Source organism: Eggerthella sp. 1_3_56FAA (assembly GCF_000185625.1).
Lineage (GTDB): Bacteria > Actinomycetota > Coriobacteriia > Coriobacteriales > Eggerthellaceae > Eggerthella > Eggerthella lenta.
Genome location: NZ_GL622581.1, coordinates 418,079 through 433,940 on the forward strand (window position 1 = coordinate 418,079; position 15,862 = coordinate 433,940).

Here is a 15,862-nt window from a genome sequence, read left to right on the forward strand (position 1 = left end):
CAGTGTATCACAGCATCTGTAACATGAACAGATGTTCGTTAGTAAACGGTTACGAAGCGGAGGGCAACGCACGCCCCGAGCCTAGCTCTCCGCCCTCCAACCCGTCGGCTGCGCTCGACCGAAGCAGCAGCGAGAGCTGCTCTCGCGCCGCCCGGTTCAAATTGCTGCCCGAACGAGCTTTAAAGGAGTCGAATTCGACCCCTTTAAAGCTTGGATTGTACAGGGTTTCACAAAGACCCAGATATTCGATAACATCGTGAGTCCTCATCCAATTCTTTATCACATCTTTCGGCTTGGGGCTTTTATAGCGCGCAATATCGGTAAGCGAAACGTAATCAGCATAGGCATCGCCTTTATAAAACGTCACTTCGATACCTTGCGCGTTGATCGTCGCACGATCAGACATACGGCATGCACCTCTCTTTATCTGTTCCGATGATCTGAGAGGATCCTGCGGATCTTGCAAGCATGGTACGGGCGGCGCGGAACAGCCGCCGCCTCTATGGGCATCCGGCCGAGCACGCAGACCGGCAAGCACTTGCACTGGTTCTTTTATGATGCTAGCATCATATCACAGATTTACAAACATATGTTCGTAAATTTTCAGTATTGTAGCGAGTTCGATAACCGCGACAGCCACACGGCAATGGTATACTCTGACGCCGTCGCTCACGCATACGGAGCGCGCACCCGTTCGATAGCAGAAGGATCGACCGTGACCAACGCCTTGAAGAACATACCCGGCCTGGCCGTATGCCTCGCCCTCGCATTGCCGTGCTGGTTCGTCGGACAGCGGTTCCCCATCATCGGCGCGCCCGTGTTCGCCATCCTGGCCGGCATGGCTATCGCCGTGTTCTGGAAGCAGCCCACGCGCGGCCGCGTGCAGACCGGCATCGCGTTCAGCGGCAAGAAGGTGCTGCAGGCTGCCGTCGTGCTGCTGGGCTTCGGGCTGAACCTCGCGCAGATCGCCCAGGTGGGCATGATGTCGCTGCCCATCATCGGCTCCACCATCGCCACCGCGCTCATCACAGCGTTTTTGCTGCACAAAGTGCTGCGCATGCCCTCGGAGATCTCGACGCTCATCGGGGTGGGCTCGTCCATCTGCGGCGGTTCGGCCATCGCGGCCACCGCGCCCGTCATCAAGGCGCACGACAAGGACGTTGCCCAGGCCATCTCGGTCATCTTCCTGTTCAACGTGCTGGCCGCCCTTATCTTCCCCTCGCTGGGCAACGCGCTGGGCATGAGCAACGAAGGCTTCGGCCTGTTCGCCGGCACCGCCGTGAACGACACTTCGTCGGTGACGGCAGCCGCCGCGGCATGGGACGGCATGCATCCCGGCTCGAACGCGCTCGACCAGGCCACTATCGTGAAGCTCACCCGCACGCTGGCCATCATCCCCATCACGCTGGTGCTGGGCATCTGGGTGGCGCGTCGCGAAAGCCGCGACCCCATCGCGCTCGAAGTGCAGGGGCACAGCGTGGTGAAGCCCGCAGGCAAGCTGGGAGGCTTCAGCCTGCGTCGCGCGCTGCCCGTGTTCATCCTGCTGTTCCTGGCCGCGTCCGTCATCACCACGATAGCAGTGTCCGCCGGCATCGACGCGGCCGTGTTCGAGCCGCTCAAAACGCTGTCGAAGTTCTTCATCGTGATGGCCATGGCCGCCATCGGCCTGAACACCGACATCGTGCATCTCGTGAAGTCGGGCGGCAAGCCCATCCTCATGGGCCTCTGCTGCTGGGTGGCCATCGCCGCCGTCAGCCTGGGAATGCAGCACGTCTTGGGATTGTGGTAGCAGCCACCGCTGACGTCGCACGGGATCCTTCGACTCCGGCGCTTCGCGCCTCCGCTCAGGATGACAACGCCCTCAACAACGAAAACAGGCTCCGGCCAAGAACCGAAGCCCGCAGCTTTACCAGGGACGGGTCGTGGGCGAGGGGTCTGATACGAGTTCCGCACGAGCCGAACAGCCCAGCGGGCTGTTCGTGCGAGCAGGACTGTCTGAGTTGCAGACCCCTCGCCCACGACCCGTCCCCGCAGGTTGAACGCGAGGACCTACAGGTCCTTGGAATACTCTCCCCACCAGGCCAGCACCTTGTTGCGCATCTCCTCGGGAGTGCCGTCGTTGTTGAACACCACGTCGGACGCCTCGATGCGATCCGCGTCGGTGATCTGCTGGGCGATGCGACGACGCACGTCGGTCTCGTCCCAACCGCTCTTCACCGCACGCTCGATACGCAGGTCGATGGGCGCGAGGACGGCGATCACCACGTCGGCGTCGTAGGCGAGCGACGTCTGGCGGTTCTTGAACACCGAATGCTCCACCACGACGGCCTTGTGGCCTTCAGCCTCCAGCTCGGCCACGCGGTCGGTGAACGCCTCTTCGATGCGCGGCAGCGTGATGCGGTTGAGCTTGCGCGTCTCGGCCGGACTCACGAACGCCTTGGCAGCCAGTGCGCGGCGGTCGATCTCGCCGTCGGCTCCCAGGATGTCCTCGCCGAACGTTTCCACGAGCTCGGACTTCACCGTGTCCCACAGAAGGACGTCGTGGCCCACTTGGTCGAGATCGATGTTCGGCAAACCTTGCTCGACCAGCGCCTTGCGGGCCGTGGACTTGCCGGCTCCCATGCCGCCGATGATGAACAGCTTCTTCATGCGTGCACTACCTCCTCAATCATGCCGCCTCCCAATACGGTGTCGCCGTCGTAGAGAACGGCGTATTGGCCCGGCGCCGTGGTTGGCTGCGGACTCCGCAGCGCGAGCGATACGCGCTGGTCGTCTTCCGGTTCTATGATACACGCACACGGGCGGCTCCGGTAGCGAAGTTTCACCATCGCGTCGTACGATTCTCCAAGCGCTGGATAAGCCTGCCAGTTCATCCCGCCCACCACGACGGAGCCGATGAGCGTCTCGTCGGCAAAACCCACCACGAGTTCGCGGGTTTCGACGCGCTTCTCCACCACGTAGTACGGCTCGGGGCCTGCCACGCCGATGCCCTTGCGCTGTCCCACCGTGTAGTTCGCCAGCCCCTCGTGGCAGCCGAGCACATTCCCCATGCGATCCACAATGTCCCCAGGCGCGTCTTCCACGCCACGCGCGCGCAGAAACGGACGGTAGTCGCCCTCGATGAAGCAGTTGTCTTGGCTTTCGGCCTTCTCGGCCACGACCAGGCCCAGATCGGCCGCGATCACACGCACCTCCGCCTTCGTCATGGCCCCCAGCGGCAACACGAGGCGCGCCAGCTGCTCCTGGCTCAACAGCGAAAGCATGTAGCTTTGATCCTTGCGCGCGTCCAGGGCTCGCTTCACCACGAAGCGCCCCGAATCGGACAGACGGGCAATGCGCGCGTAGTGGCCCGTGGCGATGCGGTCGCACCCCAGTTCGTCGGCTACCCGCACGAGCGCGGGCATCTTGCACCGCGCGTTGCAACCCACGCACGGACTAGGCGTGAGGCCCGCCGCGTACGACGAGACGAACGGCTCCACCACGCAGCGTTCGAACTCGCCCACGCACTCCGGCGTCTCGTGGCGAATGCCCAACTGGGAGCACACGGCCGCCGCATCGGCCGCCGCGCGCTCGGTGGCAGCGTTGTCGCGAAAGCGGCACGTGACGCCCACCACCTCGTACCCGGCGCGCATGAGCAGCGCCGCAGAAACCGCGCTGTCCACCCCGCCGCTCATTCCGAGCGCAATGCGCCCGCTCGCATTCATTTCCGGCACTCCTCCTGTCGCCCCGATGCGCTCATCGGGAAATCGCGTCTTTCCGCGATTATCCCACGGCGATAGAAGATCGAGTAGACGATCCGACCTCTTAACACACGATCGCCGAAGCCTTGCTTCAGCGCTTCGTTGAATGGCGTATGAAGAATCTCTCGCCCTCTTTATGTTGCGGACGAGATGTAGAAACATTGTTATACTGGCAATTCGCGCCCGAGGGGCGCGAAGAATCGAAGGGAGGGCAAGGCTCGCATGTCGGGGACGAAATCACGCTATATTCCCGCACTCGACGGACTGCGCGCGTTCGCCGTCCTCGCCGTTATCGCCTACCATCTTGGGATGCAATGGGCTCCTGGAGGCCTGTTGGGCGTCACGGTGTTCTTCGTGCTGTCGGGCTATCTCATAACCAGCCTGCTGCTCATCGAGTGGGACAACACCGAAACCATCAACCTGCCGCAATTCTGGCTGCGACGCGTGCGACGGCTCATGCCGGCCATCGTGCTGATCATCGTATGCACCGCCGCACTCTGCGCCTTGTTCGACCACAGCCTGCTCACGAAGCTGCGCGACGACATGTGGGCCGCGCTGCTCTGGGTGACGAACTGGTGGTACATCTTCCAAGATGCTTCTTATTTCGACGCGCTGGGCGCTCCCTCGCCGCTCACCCACTTCTGGTCGCTCGCCATCGAAGAGCAGTTCTACCTCGTCTGGCCGGTCGTGTTGCTGGTCGCCCACAAAACGGGCGTGAAGCGCACCACTATGCGCAATGCCACGCTGATCGTCGCCCTCTTGTCGGCGCTGGAGATGGCGCTGCTGTACAACCCGCTGGACGACCCGAGCCGCGTGTACTACGGCACCGACACCCGCGCGTTCTCGCTGCTTATCGGCGCATGGCTGGCGTTCGTGTGGCCCTCGCACATGCTGGGAGCCCAGAAGAGCGTGCACCTTACGAAGCAGGTGCGCAACGTCCTGGACGGCGTGGGAATCGTCGCGCTCGTCGCCCTGCTGGGCCTCATCGTGTTCGTGGACGGCTTCTCGCCGTTCCTCTACCGCGGCGGCATCCTGCTGGCCTCCGTGCTCACCGCCGTCGTCATCGCGGTGATGGTGCATCCTGCGAGCCTGCTCGGGCGCTTCGCCGGAACGAAGCCGCTTGTATGGATAGGCCTGCGTTCGTACGGCATCTACTTGTGGCACTACCCGCTGTTCCTGCTCATGAACCCGCGCAACTTCACGGGCGAGACGCCGTGGTGGATGTATCTCGTGCAGGTGGCCGTCGTGTTCGCCTGCGCCGCGTTCTCGTACCGCTTCGTGGAGAACCCCTTGCGCAAGGGGGCCATCGGAGCGTTCGTGAAAGGCGTGCGCTCGAAAGAAATCGATCCGCCCGCATGGCTCAAGCACCACGTCGTTCCCGTCCTAGCGGGGTCGGCCGTGACCATCGTGGCCGTGATCGGCCTTATCGTGGTGCCTCCCATCTCCGCCATCGGCGCCGCCGACCTGCTGAAGGACGAGCAGGCCCACACCTCGCAGATGCCCGAGCTGCCCGTCGACGACGCAGCGGCCGGGTCGCCCAAGCTCGACGTGCTTATGATCGGCGACTCGGTCTCGGTGCGCGCCATCCCCCAGTTCGAAGAGACGTTCCCCTACGGCGCGATCGACGCCGCCGTGAACCGCCAGCTGTACGCCGGCCAGGAGACGTTCGACTACTATAACGACCAGGATATCGTGGGAGGCGTGGTGGTGTTCGCCCTCGGCACGAACGGAGCGGCCACCGACGAGCAGATCGACGAACTCGTGGCAGCGGCCGGGCCCGGCCGCCAGGTGTTCTTCGTGAACACCCGCAGCCCGCAATCGTGGGTGGGCCAGACCAACGGCGCCATGTTCGACGCGGTCGACCGCCACGACAACGTACACGTGATCGACTGGTACACCGCCAGCGCCGGCCACGACGAGTACTTCGACGGAGACGGCACCCATCTCACCGAGGAGGGCGCGCGAGCCTACATAGGCCTCGTCCACGATGCCGTCGCACCGCTGCTGCCCGTCCACGCCGAAAGCGACGAAGCCGCTGTGGTCAAGTCGCCGCTCGAACTGGCTGCCGACAACGCGAAGAAAGCCTCCTCCGACACCGTGCGCGCGCTCGCCGCGAACGCGGCGAACAATCTAAAGCCCCGAGAGTAACCCTCGCCGCCAGCCTGAAGCATCTTCGAAAGGCGCTTATACCCTTCCCGTTTCGTAATCGGACTTGTACAATGCGAAAGCGGCAATGTACAAACGATGGGAATCCTGCTACGCAGGTCCACGCGAACAACGAGGGGGTTTCTACATGCTAGACAAGTTCTTCAAGATATCCGAGCGAGGCAGCACTGTCTCCAACGAAGTCATTGGCGGCCTTACGACGTTTCTCGCCATGGCGTACATCATCGCGGTGAATCCGGCGATGATGGAGGCGGCGGGAATCCCGTTCAACGCCGCACTGACCGCGACCTGTTTCGGCGCCGCCATCATGACGGTCGCGATGGGCCTGTTCGCGAACCGTCCCATCGCGCTCGCCTCCGGGATGGGCATCAACGCCATCGTCGCCTATTCGCTGTGCCTCGGCCTCGGCGTGGACTGGCGCGTGGCCATGGCCGTCGTGTTCCTGGAAGGCATCCTCATCTTGCTGCTGGTGCTTTGCGGCTTGCGTAAAGCCGTCATGGATGCCATCCCCGTATCTCTCAGACGCGCCATCGGCATCGGCATCGGTTTGTTCATCGCATTCATCGGGCTGAAGGGCGGTGGATTCATCGCCGCCGACGAATCCACGTTCCTTGCGCTGGGCGATCTCACCAGCCCGACCGCCATTGTGGCCGCCATCTCCATCATCGTGGCCGTGGTGCTCACCGCCGTCAATCTCAAAGGCGCCCTGCTGATCTCCATCGTGGCGGCCACTATCATCGGCATTCCGATGGGCGTGACTCCACCTGTCACCGACTTCTCGTTCGCGCCCGACTTCTCCGCATTCGCAGCTCCGTTCCAAGTCACGCCCGAGGGCACGCTGGCCATCGCACAGGTCATCGTGCAGCCCGTGCTACTGCTGTTCGTATTCAGCCTGCTCATGAGCGACTTCTTCGACACCATGGGAACCGTGGTGGCCGTAGGCAGCCGCGCTGGCTTCGTGGACAAGAAAGGCGATGTCGAAGACGTGCAGCCTATCCTCATCGTGGATTCGGCCGCGGCGGCAGCCGGCGGCTTCATCGGAGCGAGCTCCATCATGTCGTTCGTGGAATCCGTCTCCGGCGCGGCAGCCGGTGCCCGCACCGGCCTGTCGAACATCGTCATCGGCATCGCGTTCGTGGCTTGCGCGTTCCTCGCGCCGGTTATCGGCATGGTAACCAGCTCGGCCACCTGCGGAGCCCTTGTGGTGGTGGGATACCTCATGATGACCGAGATCGGCGAAATCGATTGGAGCGACATCGCTTCTGCATTCCCGGCATTCCTTACCATCGTGGGCATCCCCATGACGTACTCCATCGCCAACGGCATCGGCTTGGGCTTCATCTCCTACTGCATCATCAAGGTTGCCCAAGGCAAGTTCCGCGACGTGAAGCCCCTTATGTGGGTAGCCGCCCTAGCGTTTTTGGCTTCGTTCATCTTCGCATAGAAGCGTCTGCGTTCAGAAAAGAGCCGGCACTTGCGTCGTCGGCTCCAATAGCAAAAGAAGGCCGGTCTTGCGACCGGCCTTCATATACGCGTTATGGACGCTTAGGCTATTCGGCAGCCTCGGGAGCGGCGGCTTCCTCGGCGGGAGCGTCAGCCTTCTCGGCCTTCTTCTTGGCCGGCTTCTCCTCAACCTGGATGGACTCGTCCACTTCGATCTCGAAGCCCAGGTCGGCCGCGGCGGCCTTCATGGACAGGGAGATGCGGCGACGCTCGGGGTTGATCTCCATGACCTTCACCTTCACCTCGTCGCCGGCCTTCACGACCTGAGCCGGGGTGTCGATGTGGCGCATGGCCATCTCGGAGATGTGCACCAGACCCTCGATGGACTGGCCCAGCTCGATGAACGCGCCGAACGGCACGATCTTCGTCACCTTGCCGTCGACGATGGTGCCCACCGGGTAGCTCTCGACGAGCTTGACCCACGGATCCTCCGTCGTCTGCTTGAGGCCGAGCGAGATGCGCTCGCGCTGCAGATCGACGTCCAGAACCTCGACCTCCACCTCGTCGCCGACCTTGACGACCTCGGAGGGATGGTTGACGTGGTTCCAGGACAGCTCGGAGATGTGCACGAGGCCATCGATGCCGCCGAGGTCGACGAACGCGCCGAAGTCGACGATCGAGGAAACGGTGCCCTTGAGGCGCATGCCCTTCGACAGCTTCGCGAGGATCTCGGCGCGCTCGTTCTTGCGGCCTTCCTCAAGCAGCACGCGGCGGGACAGCACGACGTTGTTGCGGTTGCGGTCCATCTCGATGACGCGGGCTTCGATCTCGGTGCCCAGGTACATGTCGAGATCCTTGACACGACGAAGGTCGACCAGCGATGCCGGCAGGAAGCCGCGCAGGCCGATATCGAGGATGAGGCCGCCCTTGACGACTTCGATAACCTCGCCCGTGACCACTTCGCCGGCCTTGAACTTCTCTTCGACGCGAATCCAAGCACGCTCGTACTCGGCACGCTTCTTGGAGAGGATCAGGCGGCCGTCCTTGTCTTCCTTCTGGAGAACGAGGGCTTCGATCTTCTCGCCCAGCTCCACGATGTCGGACGGATCGGCATCCTTGCGGATGGACAGCTCGCGCGACGGGATGACGCCCTCGCTCTTGAAGCCGATGTCGACGAGCACCTCGTCGTGCTCGATCTTGACGACCGTGCCGTCGACCAGGTCGCCCTCGTCGAACTCGGTCAGCGTGCCGTCGATCATCGCATTCATCTGCTCGTCGGAGATGTCCTCGAAGTCGATGACGGACGTGTTTTTGATGTCGGTCAAAACGGACCCCTTTCAATTCTTTCTAATCGGGGACCCTTCGTCATGATTACTTGCTACTTTACCATGTTCGCTTGTGCAAGAAACTTGCCCGTGCAGCGGTGTAACAAACATGTCTCGGGGGCCTACATTACCGTATGCTTACAGCTTCCGTGCTATAAGCCATAGTAGTATAGCACAGCGGCACCCGGCCGCTGTGCTCATTTTAACGAACCCTCACGATAATTTCGACTCTCTCCGCACGGCAGAAAAGGCTCGATCAGTTCTCGGCACTGGCCTTGCAGTGGGCGCACACACCGTCGAAAATGATCTCGTGATGCTCGATGGTGAAGCCGTGCGCATCGGAAACCTGCGATACGATATCGTCCTGATAGGGCATGTCGATGTCGAACACGCCGCCGCATATGCGGCACTTCGCATGGTAGTGCGGCTTGTTGAGGAAATCGTAGCGGTCGGCGCCGTTGGGAACTTCAACCCGCAGCACCTCCCCGCGGTTCGCCAGCACGCCGAGGTTGCGGTACACCGTGGCACGCGAAATATTGGGGTGGCGCGCGCGCACCACCTCGTACACGTCTGCCGAGGTGGGATGGTTATGCAGTGATTGCACCGCCTCCAAGACGAGCGCTCTCTGAATAGTGTTGCGCGTCGTGGCGCGCTCTGCTTTTTCCGTAGCCATAATAGTCCTGCCGTTCGCATGTCTAACCCATACTATTGATTAATTAGGATTATATATCATTAGTATGGAAAGACAAGCACACATCACGAACGGCCGCCGCGTTCCCGCGAACGTCCACAAACCGGCCCGATTCGGCCGATTGCCCGGCGCTTGCGATGCGCTCGCCAGAAACGGCCGGTTCGGCTACGCGGGATCACGAAAACCACTGCCGTGAAGGGGATCCCGGCCCTGAGGCGCCGAGAAGCGACGGGCGGCCAGCAGGCCGCCCCTACGGAGCCGTCACGCATTGCGACGTAGGGGCGGTCAGCCCCGCATCTTCTACACGGCATCCTCTCCGGTTTCCCCGGTGCGGATGCGCACGACGTCTTCCACGGGGAAGACGAATATCTTGCCGTCGCCCACTTCCCCGGTTCGCGCAGTAGCGCGGATGAGGTCGACGAGCGGGCCCACCTCGCCGTCGTCCACCACCAGTTCGAACTTCACCTTCGGGATCATGTTCAGCATGACCTCGGTGCCACGGTAGTACTCCTTCCACCCGTGCTGCTTGCCGCAGCCCTGCACCTGCGAGATGGTCATGCCCGACACCTGCGCGGCGAACAGCGCTTCCTTGAGCGGCTCCAGCTTCTCGGGCCGCACGATGGCCGTGATCTTCTTCATAGTCGCACTCCTTCTTTAGTCGAGGCCCACGTAGGCCGGGTACGCGCTCTCGCCGTGCGCGGCCACGTCGAGGCCTTGCGCTTCCTCGGCCTCGCTCACGCGCAGGCTGCCCTTGAAGCACGCCTTCACGGCGAAGCCCAGCACCACGTCGAGCACGCCCACGAACACCACGGTCACGAGGATGCCCAGCACCTGAGCGCCCAGCAGCGTGGGATCTCCCGTGTAGACGAGGCCGCCGAAGTCGGTCCACGACAGCTCCGGCACGCAGAACAAGCCGGTCAGCACGCCGCCCGTGACGCCGCCGACGGCATGGATGCCGAAGGCGTCGAGCGCGTCGTCGTAGCCCAGCTTCCGCTTGAGAAACGACACGGCGAAGTAGCACACGGGCGACACGACGAGGCCCATGACCACCGCGGCCCACGGCTCCACGAAGCCCGCCGCCGGCGTGATGACCACGAGGCCGGCCACCAGCCCCGTCGCCGCGCCCACGAGCGTGGGCTTGCCTGCGCGCACGCGCTCGATGAGCATCCAGGACACGAGCGCCGCGCCCGACGCCGCCACCGTGTTCGCCAGCGCGAGCGCCGCCACGCCGTCGGGGGCGAACTCGGAGCCCGCGTTGAAGCCGAACCATCCGAACCACAGAAGCGTCGCGCCCAGCGCCACGAACGGCACGTTGTGGGGACGGTAGCTCACCATGCCGAACCCGCGCCTCTTGCCCGCGATCAGGCAGAGAATGAGCCCCGTGAGGCCGGACGAGATGTGCACCACGTCGCCGCCCGCGAAGTCGAGCGCGCCAATGGTGTCGCCCACGAGGCTGCCTTCGCCGCCCCACACCATGTGAGCGAGCGGCGGGTACACCACGACGGTCCATACGGCCACGAACGCGCACACCGCGCCGAACTTCATGCGACCGGCCACCGCGCCGGTGATGATGGCCGTGGTGATCATGCAGAACGCCAGTTGGAACACCACGTCGGCCATCGCGGGATACGCGTCGTGACTCAGCGCTTCGGGCGCCTCGCTCACGATGCCGGCCACAAGTCCTTGCAGGCCGATCTGATCGAAGCCCCCGAAGAACGGAATCGAGCCGTCGCCGCCGAAGGCGAACGACCAGCCGCACACCGTCCATGTGACGCCGACGATGCCGATCACCGCAAACGACATGATCATCGTGTTCACGACGTTCTTGCGGCGGCTCAAACCCCCGTAGAAGAACGCCAGGCCGGGCGTCATCAGCAAGACGAGCATCGCGCAAACCAGCATGAAGCCCGTCGATCCTGCGTCGAACATACGCATCTACCTCCTTATCGTCGTGCTGCTTGTCGAGAACATATTCGATGATCCCACGCTTTGACCTGGCATTGCGCCGCGGCGAGCACTGTTAACACGCTGGGAAAGGTCTTGTAACAAACACGAAGCGCCCGCGTTACAATAGGGAAACACGCACGACCGCCATCCGCGAAAGGTTGCAGTTCCATGAGCATCGCATTCGACCCCGTCCGCACCGCCGACGACCGACAGCGCCTCGCCGCGCTGGCCGACGAGATATGGCACGAGTACTGGCCCGCCCTCATCGGCGACGCGCAGACCGACTACATGGTGGAGAACTTCCAAAGCCTGGAGGCCATCGAGCGCGACATGCGCGAGCACGCCTACGAGTACTGGTTCATGCGCGCCGAAGACAACGGGCGCATCGCGGGATACACGGGAGGATGCGTGGAGCCCGAGACGAACCGCTTCTTCATCTCGAAGGTGTATCTGCGCGCCGAGGAGCGCGGCAAGGGCTTCGCCTCGCGGGCCATCGCCTTCTACGAGCGCCTCTGCCGCGAACGCGGGCTGGACGCGATGTATCTCACGGTGAACAAGCGCAACGACCTGGGCATCCGCGCCTACCTCGGCAAGGGCTTCGAAACCATCGACGCGGTGGAAACCGATATCGGCAACGGCTTCGTCATGGACGACTACATCATGGAGAAGCGCGTCGAGCGCTAGTGGACGGAGCGCCGAGCGCGCAGGTTCGCGAACTCGCGCGGCCCCTGCGGACACGAGCGTCCTGCCACCGCCTCGCTTCCGCGCGCACCCCGACCTACCGTTGTCGGCATCCGTGCGCGAACCCGCCGCGCCCCCATCTGCTTCAGCAACGTTTCGGTCGCGCCCCTCGAATCTGGCACGAATTCACGGTTCGGGCACGAATCTGCATCTATTTTGCCGAGCGCATGGCAAGTGCAACAGCATAATGCCAGTTCATGAGTTTTCCGAGTCCTAAACCTTCTGCCCAAACCGTGAATTCGTGCCAAAATCGATGAGCTTGACTGCGACGAACCGGAAAAACGAAAGACACTCCGGTAGCGGCGAGTCACCTTCAACCCTACGTTTAGTCTCCCGAATAGGACGAACGTCGCACTTTGCACGAGGTATGATCGACGTACCGGCAAAGGACTCGAGAAAAGGTGCGATCATATGGGAAAGTTCGTGATCAAGACCACCGACGCGGGATGCCACTTCGTGCTGAAGGCCGACAACGGCGAGGTCATCGCCACGTCGCAGGTGTACACGACGAAGGATTCCTGCAAGAAGGGCATCGAGAGCGTCAAGAAGAACGCGCCCGAAGCCGAAGTGGTGGAAGAGGACTAACGCATGAAAGCGACCCCCGATCCGGGGGTCGCAGCATTTCCGAGCGGCAAACCAAAGCCCCGCCCGATCGAACGCTTACATGAACATCAGAAACAGGTGCGTGAACGCGAAGGCCAGCAGACCGCAGCCGGGGAAGGTAAGCACCCAGGTGAGCACCATCCTGCCGGCCAGACCCCACTTCACCGTGCGGATGCTCTTCTCGGCTCCTACGCCCATGATGGCGGTGGTCTTCGTGTGCGTGGTGGACACGGGCATGCCGGTGAACGTGGCCAGACCGATGCAGAAGCAAGCCGACAGGCACGCAGCGAAGCCCTGGTACTGCTCCATCTTCACCATGTTCATGCCCACGGACTTGATGATCTTCTTGCCGCCCACCGCCGTGCCCAAAGCCATGGTGGCAGACACGAGGATGATCAGCCAGAACGGGAACTCGACGTTCGCGTCCACCGCGCCGCTCATACCGATCATGATACCCAGCATGCACAACGACATGAACTTCTGGCCGTCCTGCGCCCCATGGAGCACGGCCACGCCCGCGCCCGAGATGATTTGCGCCCATTTGAAGAACGAGTTCGCCTTCGCGCGCGAAGCGCGGCAGCACAGCTTCTTGATGAGCCTGGTGAACAGCCAGCCAGTTCCGAAGCCCAGGAATGTGGAGATGACCAGGCCGTAGACGACCTTCACCCACTCGTCGCCGTTCACGCCCGTCAGGCCGCCCTGCAGGGCGATGGCCGCGCCGGTGATGCCGGCGATGAGCGAGTGGCTTTGAGAGGTGGGGATGCCGAAGTACCACGCAGTCACACCCCAGACGATGATGGCCACCATGGCCGCCGCGAGCGCGATGAGGGCGGCTTGGTTGTCGCCGCCGAAGTCGACCATCTTGAAGATGGTGAGCGCCACAGCCGACGACACCATCGTGATGGCGGCCAACCCCACGAAGTTGCATACCGCCGCCATCGCAATGGCGGGACCGGGTCTCATAGCCTTCGTGCCCACCACGGTGGCGATGGCGTTGGGGGCGTCGGTAGCCCCGTTCACCACGGTGGCGCCCAGCGTCAGGACGACGATGAGGGCGAGCACCGGGTCGCCCATGAGCGCCGCGGCGAACGCTCCCAGATCATAGCTCATGCCGGTTTCCTCCGAACCCGAACGTTGAAGACAAAGCACTCGGAGCAATGATAGGGATGCAATGTCAGGATCAGGCAACGGAAAGATCAAGTTTAGGTAAAATCGCTTGTCACACGCGCGCGAAGGATGCGCCGAATGTAAAGAAAAGGCGCCGGCTGCACAATTGCAGCCGGCGCCTTCATGCCAAGAACGATCGTTTTTACCGCGCGAGACGCTCCTGCACGGAAGCGGCGATGCCTTCGGCGTCCAAGCCCAGGTCGTGCAACAGCTGGTTCGTGGAACCCTGGGGCACGAACGTGTCGGGGATGCCCAACGTCAGCGCGGGGACCGCGAGGCCTTGGCGCGCCAGCTCGCCCAGCACGGCCTCGCCTACGCCACCGGAGATGATGCCGCCCTCCACCGTCACGACGAGCTTCGTTTGCGCCGCACGGGCTATTTCTTCCGCATCGAGCGGCTTGACCCAGCGCATGTCCACCACGCGCGCCTCGATGCCGTTCTCGGACAGCAGCTCGGCCGCCGCTTCGGCGCGCGGCACCATACGCCCGAACGCAAGGATGGCCACGTCGTCGCCTTCGCGAACCACGCGCGCCTTCCCCTCTTCCAAAACCTGCGGCTCGTCGGGCAAGGCTACGCCCTCGGCCGCTCCGCGCGGGTAGCGGATGGCGAAAGGCCCGCCCAGCGCGAGCGCGGTATGCAGCGCATGCACGAGCTCGGCCTCGTTGGAAGGAGCCAGCATCCTCATATGCGGGATCATGCGCATGTAGGCGAGGTCGAACATGCCATGGTGCGTCGGGCCGTCCTCGCCCACGATACCGGCGCGGTCTATGGCGAACACAACGTCGAGATCCGGCAGCGCGTTGTTGATGATGACCTGATCGATGGCTCGCTGCAAGAACGTTGAGTAGATGGCCACAACCGGCTTCTTGCCGCCCGTCGCCAAGCCGCTGGCCAGGCCCACCGCGTGCTCCTCGGCGATGCCGGCATCCACGAACCGATCGGGGAACTCTTCGGCGAACGCGTCCAAGCCGGTACCGCCCTTCATGGCGGCCGTGATGGCCACGATACGCTCGTCGCGTCGCGCTTCGGCGGCCAGCGCCTTGCCGAACACGCTCGTGTACGACGGCGCCGATGCCGCTTTCTTCTTCACATCCCCCGTCGCGATATCGAACGGCGCGATACCGTGGAACTTCTCAGGGTTCTGGACCGCCGGCGCGTATCCCGCGCCCTTGCGCGTGACCACGTGCACGAGCACGGGAACGTCGGTGTTCATCACGGACGCCAACGTCTCTTTGAGCAGGCCGATATCATGACCGTCTATGGGCGCCGTGCACAGGATGCCCAGCTGTTCGAAAATCATCGAGCGCGGGATGACGAACTGCTTCATCGACTCCTTCACGTTGCGTCCGAAGTTCGCAAGCGCGCTGCCGAAAGCCCCGCTGCTCTCGAGCGCCTCCTGCACGGAGTCGCGGGTTTGACGATACTGAGGCGTGGCTCGCATGTAACCGAGGTGCTTCATGAGCGCGCCCACGTTGCGCGAGATGGACATCTCGTTATCGTTGAGGATGATCACCATGGGCGTCTGCGCCTGGCCGATGTGGTTGAGCGCTTCGAACGCCATACCGCCCGACAGGGCCGCGTCGCCGATGACGGCCACGATCTTCTCGTCGCCGCCCGAGAGTTCGCGCGCCTGCGCCAGACCGAGCGCCACCGACAGCGAGTCGGACGCATGACCCGACGGATGCACGTCGTAGGGGCTCTCGTCGGGCTTCGGAAACCCGGACAGGCCGCCGTAGGTGCGCAACGTGCCGAAATCATCGAGGCGGCCGGTGATCAGCTTATGCGCATAAGCCTGGTGCCCAACGTCGAACACGATCTTGTCGTGCGGGCAATCGAGCATGCTGTGCAAGGCCAGGATGATCTCCACTGCGCCCAACGATGACGCAACGTGACCGCCGGTTTGAGAAGCCGTCGTCACGATCTCCTCGCGCACCTCCTGCGCCAGAATGGACAGCTCTTCGTTCGTGAGCAGTTTCAGATCGGCAGGGGACGACACCATATCGAGAATACGATTATCCATATGCATCCTTCAACAGGGG

At 63.0% G+C, this 15,862-nt stretch carries 14 protein-coding genes; 5 read left to right on the forward strand and 9 right to left on the reverse strand.

What is annotated here, in order from left to right; all coding sequences use genetic code 11:
- Positions 1-49: 49 nt before the first annotated feature.
- Positions 50-406: a KilA-N domain-containing protein gene (locus tag HMPREF1023_RS12070; protein WP_009306645.1), complete on the reverse strand. Its 357-nt coding sequence runs from the start codon at positions 404-406 to the stop codon at positions 50-52.
- Between the two features lie 309 nt (positions 407-715).
- On the opposite strand from HMPREF1023_RS12070, the gene HMPREF1023_RS12075 reads away from it, so the two are divergent.
- A complete protein-coding gene (locus HMPREF1023_RS12075) occupies positions 716-1,789 on the forward strand; it encodes a YeiH family protein (RefSeq protein WP_009306646.1) in 1,074 nt (357 codons plus the stop codon).
- A 260-nt stretch (positions 1,790-2,049) separates the two neighbouring features.
- On the opposite strand, the gene coaE is transcribed toward HMPREF1023_RS12075, so the two are convergent.
- Complete coding sequence (coaE, locus tag HMPREF1023_RS12080; RefSeq protein ID WP_009306647.1) at positions 2,050-2,649, reverse strand: dephospho-CoA kinase; 600 nt, start codon at positions 2,647-2,649, stop codon at positions 2,050-2,052.
- Positions 2,646-3,704: a tRNA 2-thiouridine(34) synthase MnmA gene (gene mnmA / locus HMPREF1023_RS12085; protein ID WP_009306648.1), complete on the reverse strand. Its 1,059-nt coding sequence runs from the start codon at positions 3,702-3,704 to the stop codon at positions 2,646-2,648. The genes coaE and mnmA overlap by 4 nt, the downstream gene beginning before the upstream one ends.
- Before the next feature lie 258 nt (positions 3,705-3,962).
- Here mnmA and HMPREF1023_RS12090 point away from each other — a divergent pair, with 258 nt between their 5' ends.
- Both HMPREF1023_RS12090 and HMPREF1023_RS12095 read left to right on the forward strand, forming a co-directional pair.
- On the forward strand, positions 3,963-5,888 hold the full coding sequence (locus HMPREF1023_RS12090) for an acyltransferase family protein (protein WP_009306649.1): 1,926 nt from the start codon (positions 3,963-3,965) through the stop codon (positions 5,886-5,888).
- Positions 5,889-6,033: 145 nt separating this feature from the next.
- Positions 6,034-7,350: an NCS2 family permease gene (locus HMPREF1023_RS12095; protein ID WP_009306650.1), complete on the forward strand. Its 1,317-nt coding sequence runs from the start codon at positions 6,034-6,036 to the stop codon at positions 7,348-7,350.
- Positions 7,351-7,456: 106 nt separating this feature from the next.
- Here the strand turns inward: HMPREF1023_RS12095 and rpsA are convergent, their stop codons facing one another.
- The 4 genes from rpsA to HMPREF1023_RS12115 all read right to left on the reverse strand — a co-directional run bounded on the left by rpsA (position 7,457) and on the right by HMPREF1023_RS12115 (position 11,294).
- The gene (gene rpsA / locus HMPREF1023_RS12100) at positions 7,457-8,674 is read right to left on the reverse strand and encodes a 30S ribosomal protein S1 (RefSeq protein ID WP_009306651.1); all 1,218 of its coding nucleotides are present in this window, start codon (positions 8,672-8,674) and stop codon (positions 7,457-7,459) included.
- Between the two features lie 256 nt (positions 8,675-8,930).
- Positions 8,931-9,347 (reverse strand): Fur family transcriptional regulator, encoded by a 417-nt coding sequence (locus tag HMPREF1023_RS12105; protein ID WP_009306652.1) that lies wholly within the window; start codon positions 9,345-9,347, stop codon positions 8,931-8,933.
- A gap of 318 nt (positions 9,348-9,665) precedes the next feature.
- A complete protein-coding gene (locus HMPREF1023_RS12110) occupies positions 9,666-10,004 on the reverse strand; it encodes a P-II family nitrogen regulator (protein WP_009306653.1) in 339 nt (112 codons plus the stop codon).
- A 15-nt stretch (positions 10,005-10,019) separates the two neighbouring features.
- Positions 10,020-11,294 (reverse strand): ammonium transporter, encoded by a 1,275-nt coding sequence (locus tag HMPREF1023_RS12115; protein ID WP_009306654.1) that lies wholly within the window; start codon positions 11,292-11,294, stop codon positions 10,020-10,022.
- A 186-nt stretch (positions 11,295-11,480) separates the two neighbouring features.
- On the opposite strand from HMPREF1023_RS12115, the gene HMPREF1023_RS12120 reads away from it, so the two are divergent.
- Together HMPREF1023_RS12120 and HMPREF1023_RS15305 are read left to right on the forward strand one after the other, a co-directional pair.
- On the forward strand, positions 11,481-11,996 hold the full coding sequence (locus HMPREF1023_RS12120) for a GNAT family N-acetyltransferase (protein WP_009306655.1): 516 nt from the start codon (positions 11,481-11,483) through the stop codon (positions 11,994-11,996).
- Positions 11,997-12,464: 468 nt separating this feature from the next.
- Entirely contained in the window at positions 12,465-12,638 is a 174-nt protein-coding gene (locus tag HMPREF1023_RS15305; RefSeq protein ID WP_009306656.1) for a YegP family protein, read from the forward strand.
- 75 nt (positions 12,639-12,713) lie between these two features.
- Here HMPREF1023_RS15305 and HMPREF1023_RS12125 read toward each other — a convergent pair whose 3' ends face one another.
- Both HMPREF1023_RS12125 and dxs read right to left on the reverse strand, forming a co-directional pair.
- Positions 12,714-13,766 (reverse strand): inorganic phosphate transporter, encoded by a 1,053-nt coding sequence (locus HMPREF1023_RS12125; protein WP_009306657.1) that lies wholly within the window; start codon positions 13,764-13,766, stop codon positions 12,714-12,716.
- 199 nt (positions 13,767-13,965) lie between these two features.
- A complete protein-coding gene (gene dxs / locus HMPREF1023_RS12130) occupies positions 13,966-15,843 on the reverse strand; it encodes a 1-deoxy-D-xylulose-5-phosphate synthase (protein WP_009306658.1) in 1,878 nt (625 codons plus the stop codon).
- Positions 15,844-15,862 lie beyond the last annotated feature (19 nt).

Excerpts from the sequence above, each read along its gene's own strand:
- HMPREF1023_RS12070 (WP_009306645.1), bottom strand. The coding sequence starts at position 406 with ATGTCTGATCGTGCGACGATCAACGCGCAAGGTATCGAAGTGACGTTT.
- coaE (WP_009306647.1), bottom strand. The coding sequence starts at position 2,649 with ATGAAGAAGCTGTTCATCATCGGCGGCATGGGAGCCGGCAAGTCCACG.
- mnmA (WP_009306648.1), bottom strand. The coding sequence starts at position 3,704 with ATGAATGCGAGCGGGCGCATTGCGCTCGGAATGAGCGGCGGGGTGGAC.
- HMPREF1023_RS12090 (WP_009306649.1), top strand. The coding sequence starts at position 3,963 with ATGTCGGGGACGAAATCACGCTATATTCCCGCACTCGACGGACTGCGC.
- HMPREF1023_RS12095 (WP_009306650.1), top strand. The coding sequence starts at position 6,034 with ATGCTAGACAAGTTCTTCAAGATATCCGAGCGAGGCAGCACTGTCTCC.
- HMPREF1023_RS12105 (WP_009306652.1), bottom strand. The coding sequence starts at position 9,347 with ATGGCTACGGAAAAAGCAGAGCGCGCCACGACGCGCAACACTATTCAG.
- HMPREF1023_RS12110 (WP_009306653.1), bottom strand. The coding sequence starts at position 10,004 with ATGAAGAAGATCACGGCCATCGTGCGGCCCGAGAAGCTGGAGCCGCTC.
- HMPREF1023_RS12115 (WP_009306654.1), bottom strand. The coding sequence starts at position 11,294 with ATGTTCGACGCAGGATCGACGGGCTTCATGCTGGTTTGCGCGATGCTC.
- HMPREF1023_RS12120 (WP_009306655.1), top strand. The coding sequence starts at position 11,481 with ATGAGCATCGCATTCGACCCCGTCCGCACCGCCGACGACCGACAGCGC.
- HMPREF1023_RS15305 (WP_009306656.1), top strand. The coding sequence starts at position 12,465 with ATGGGAAAGTTCGTGATCAAGACCACCGACGCGGGATGCCACTTCGTG.
- HMPREF1023_RS12125 (WP_009306657.1), bottom strand. The coding sequence starts at position 13,766 with ATGAGCTATGATCTGGGAGCGTTCGCCGCGGCGCTCATGGGCGACCCG.
- dxs (WP_009306658.1), bottom strand. The coding sequence starts at position 15,843 with ATGGATAATCGTATTCTCGATATGGTGTCGTCCCCTGCCGATCTGAAA.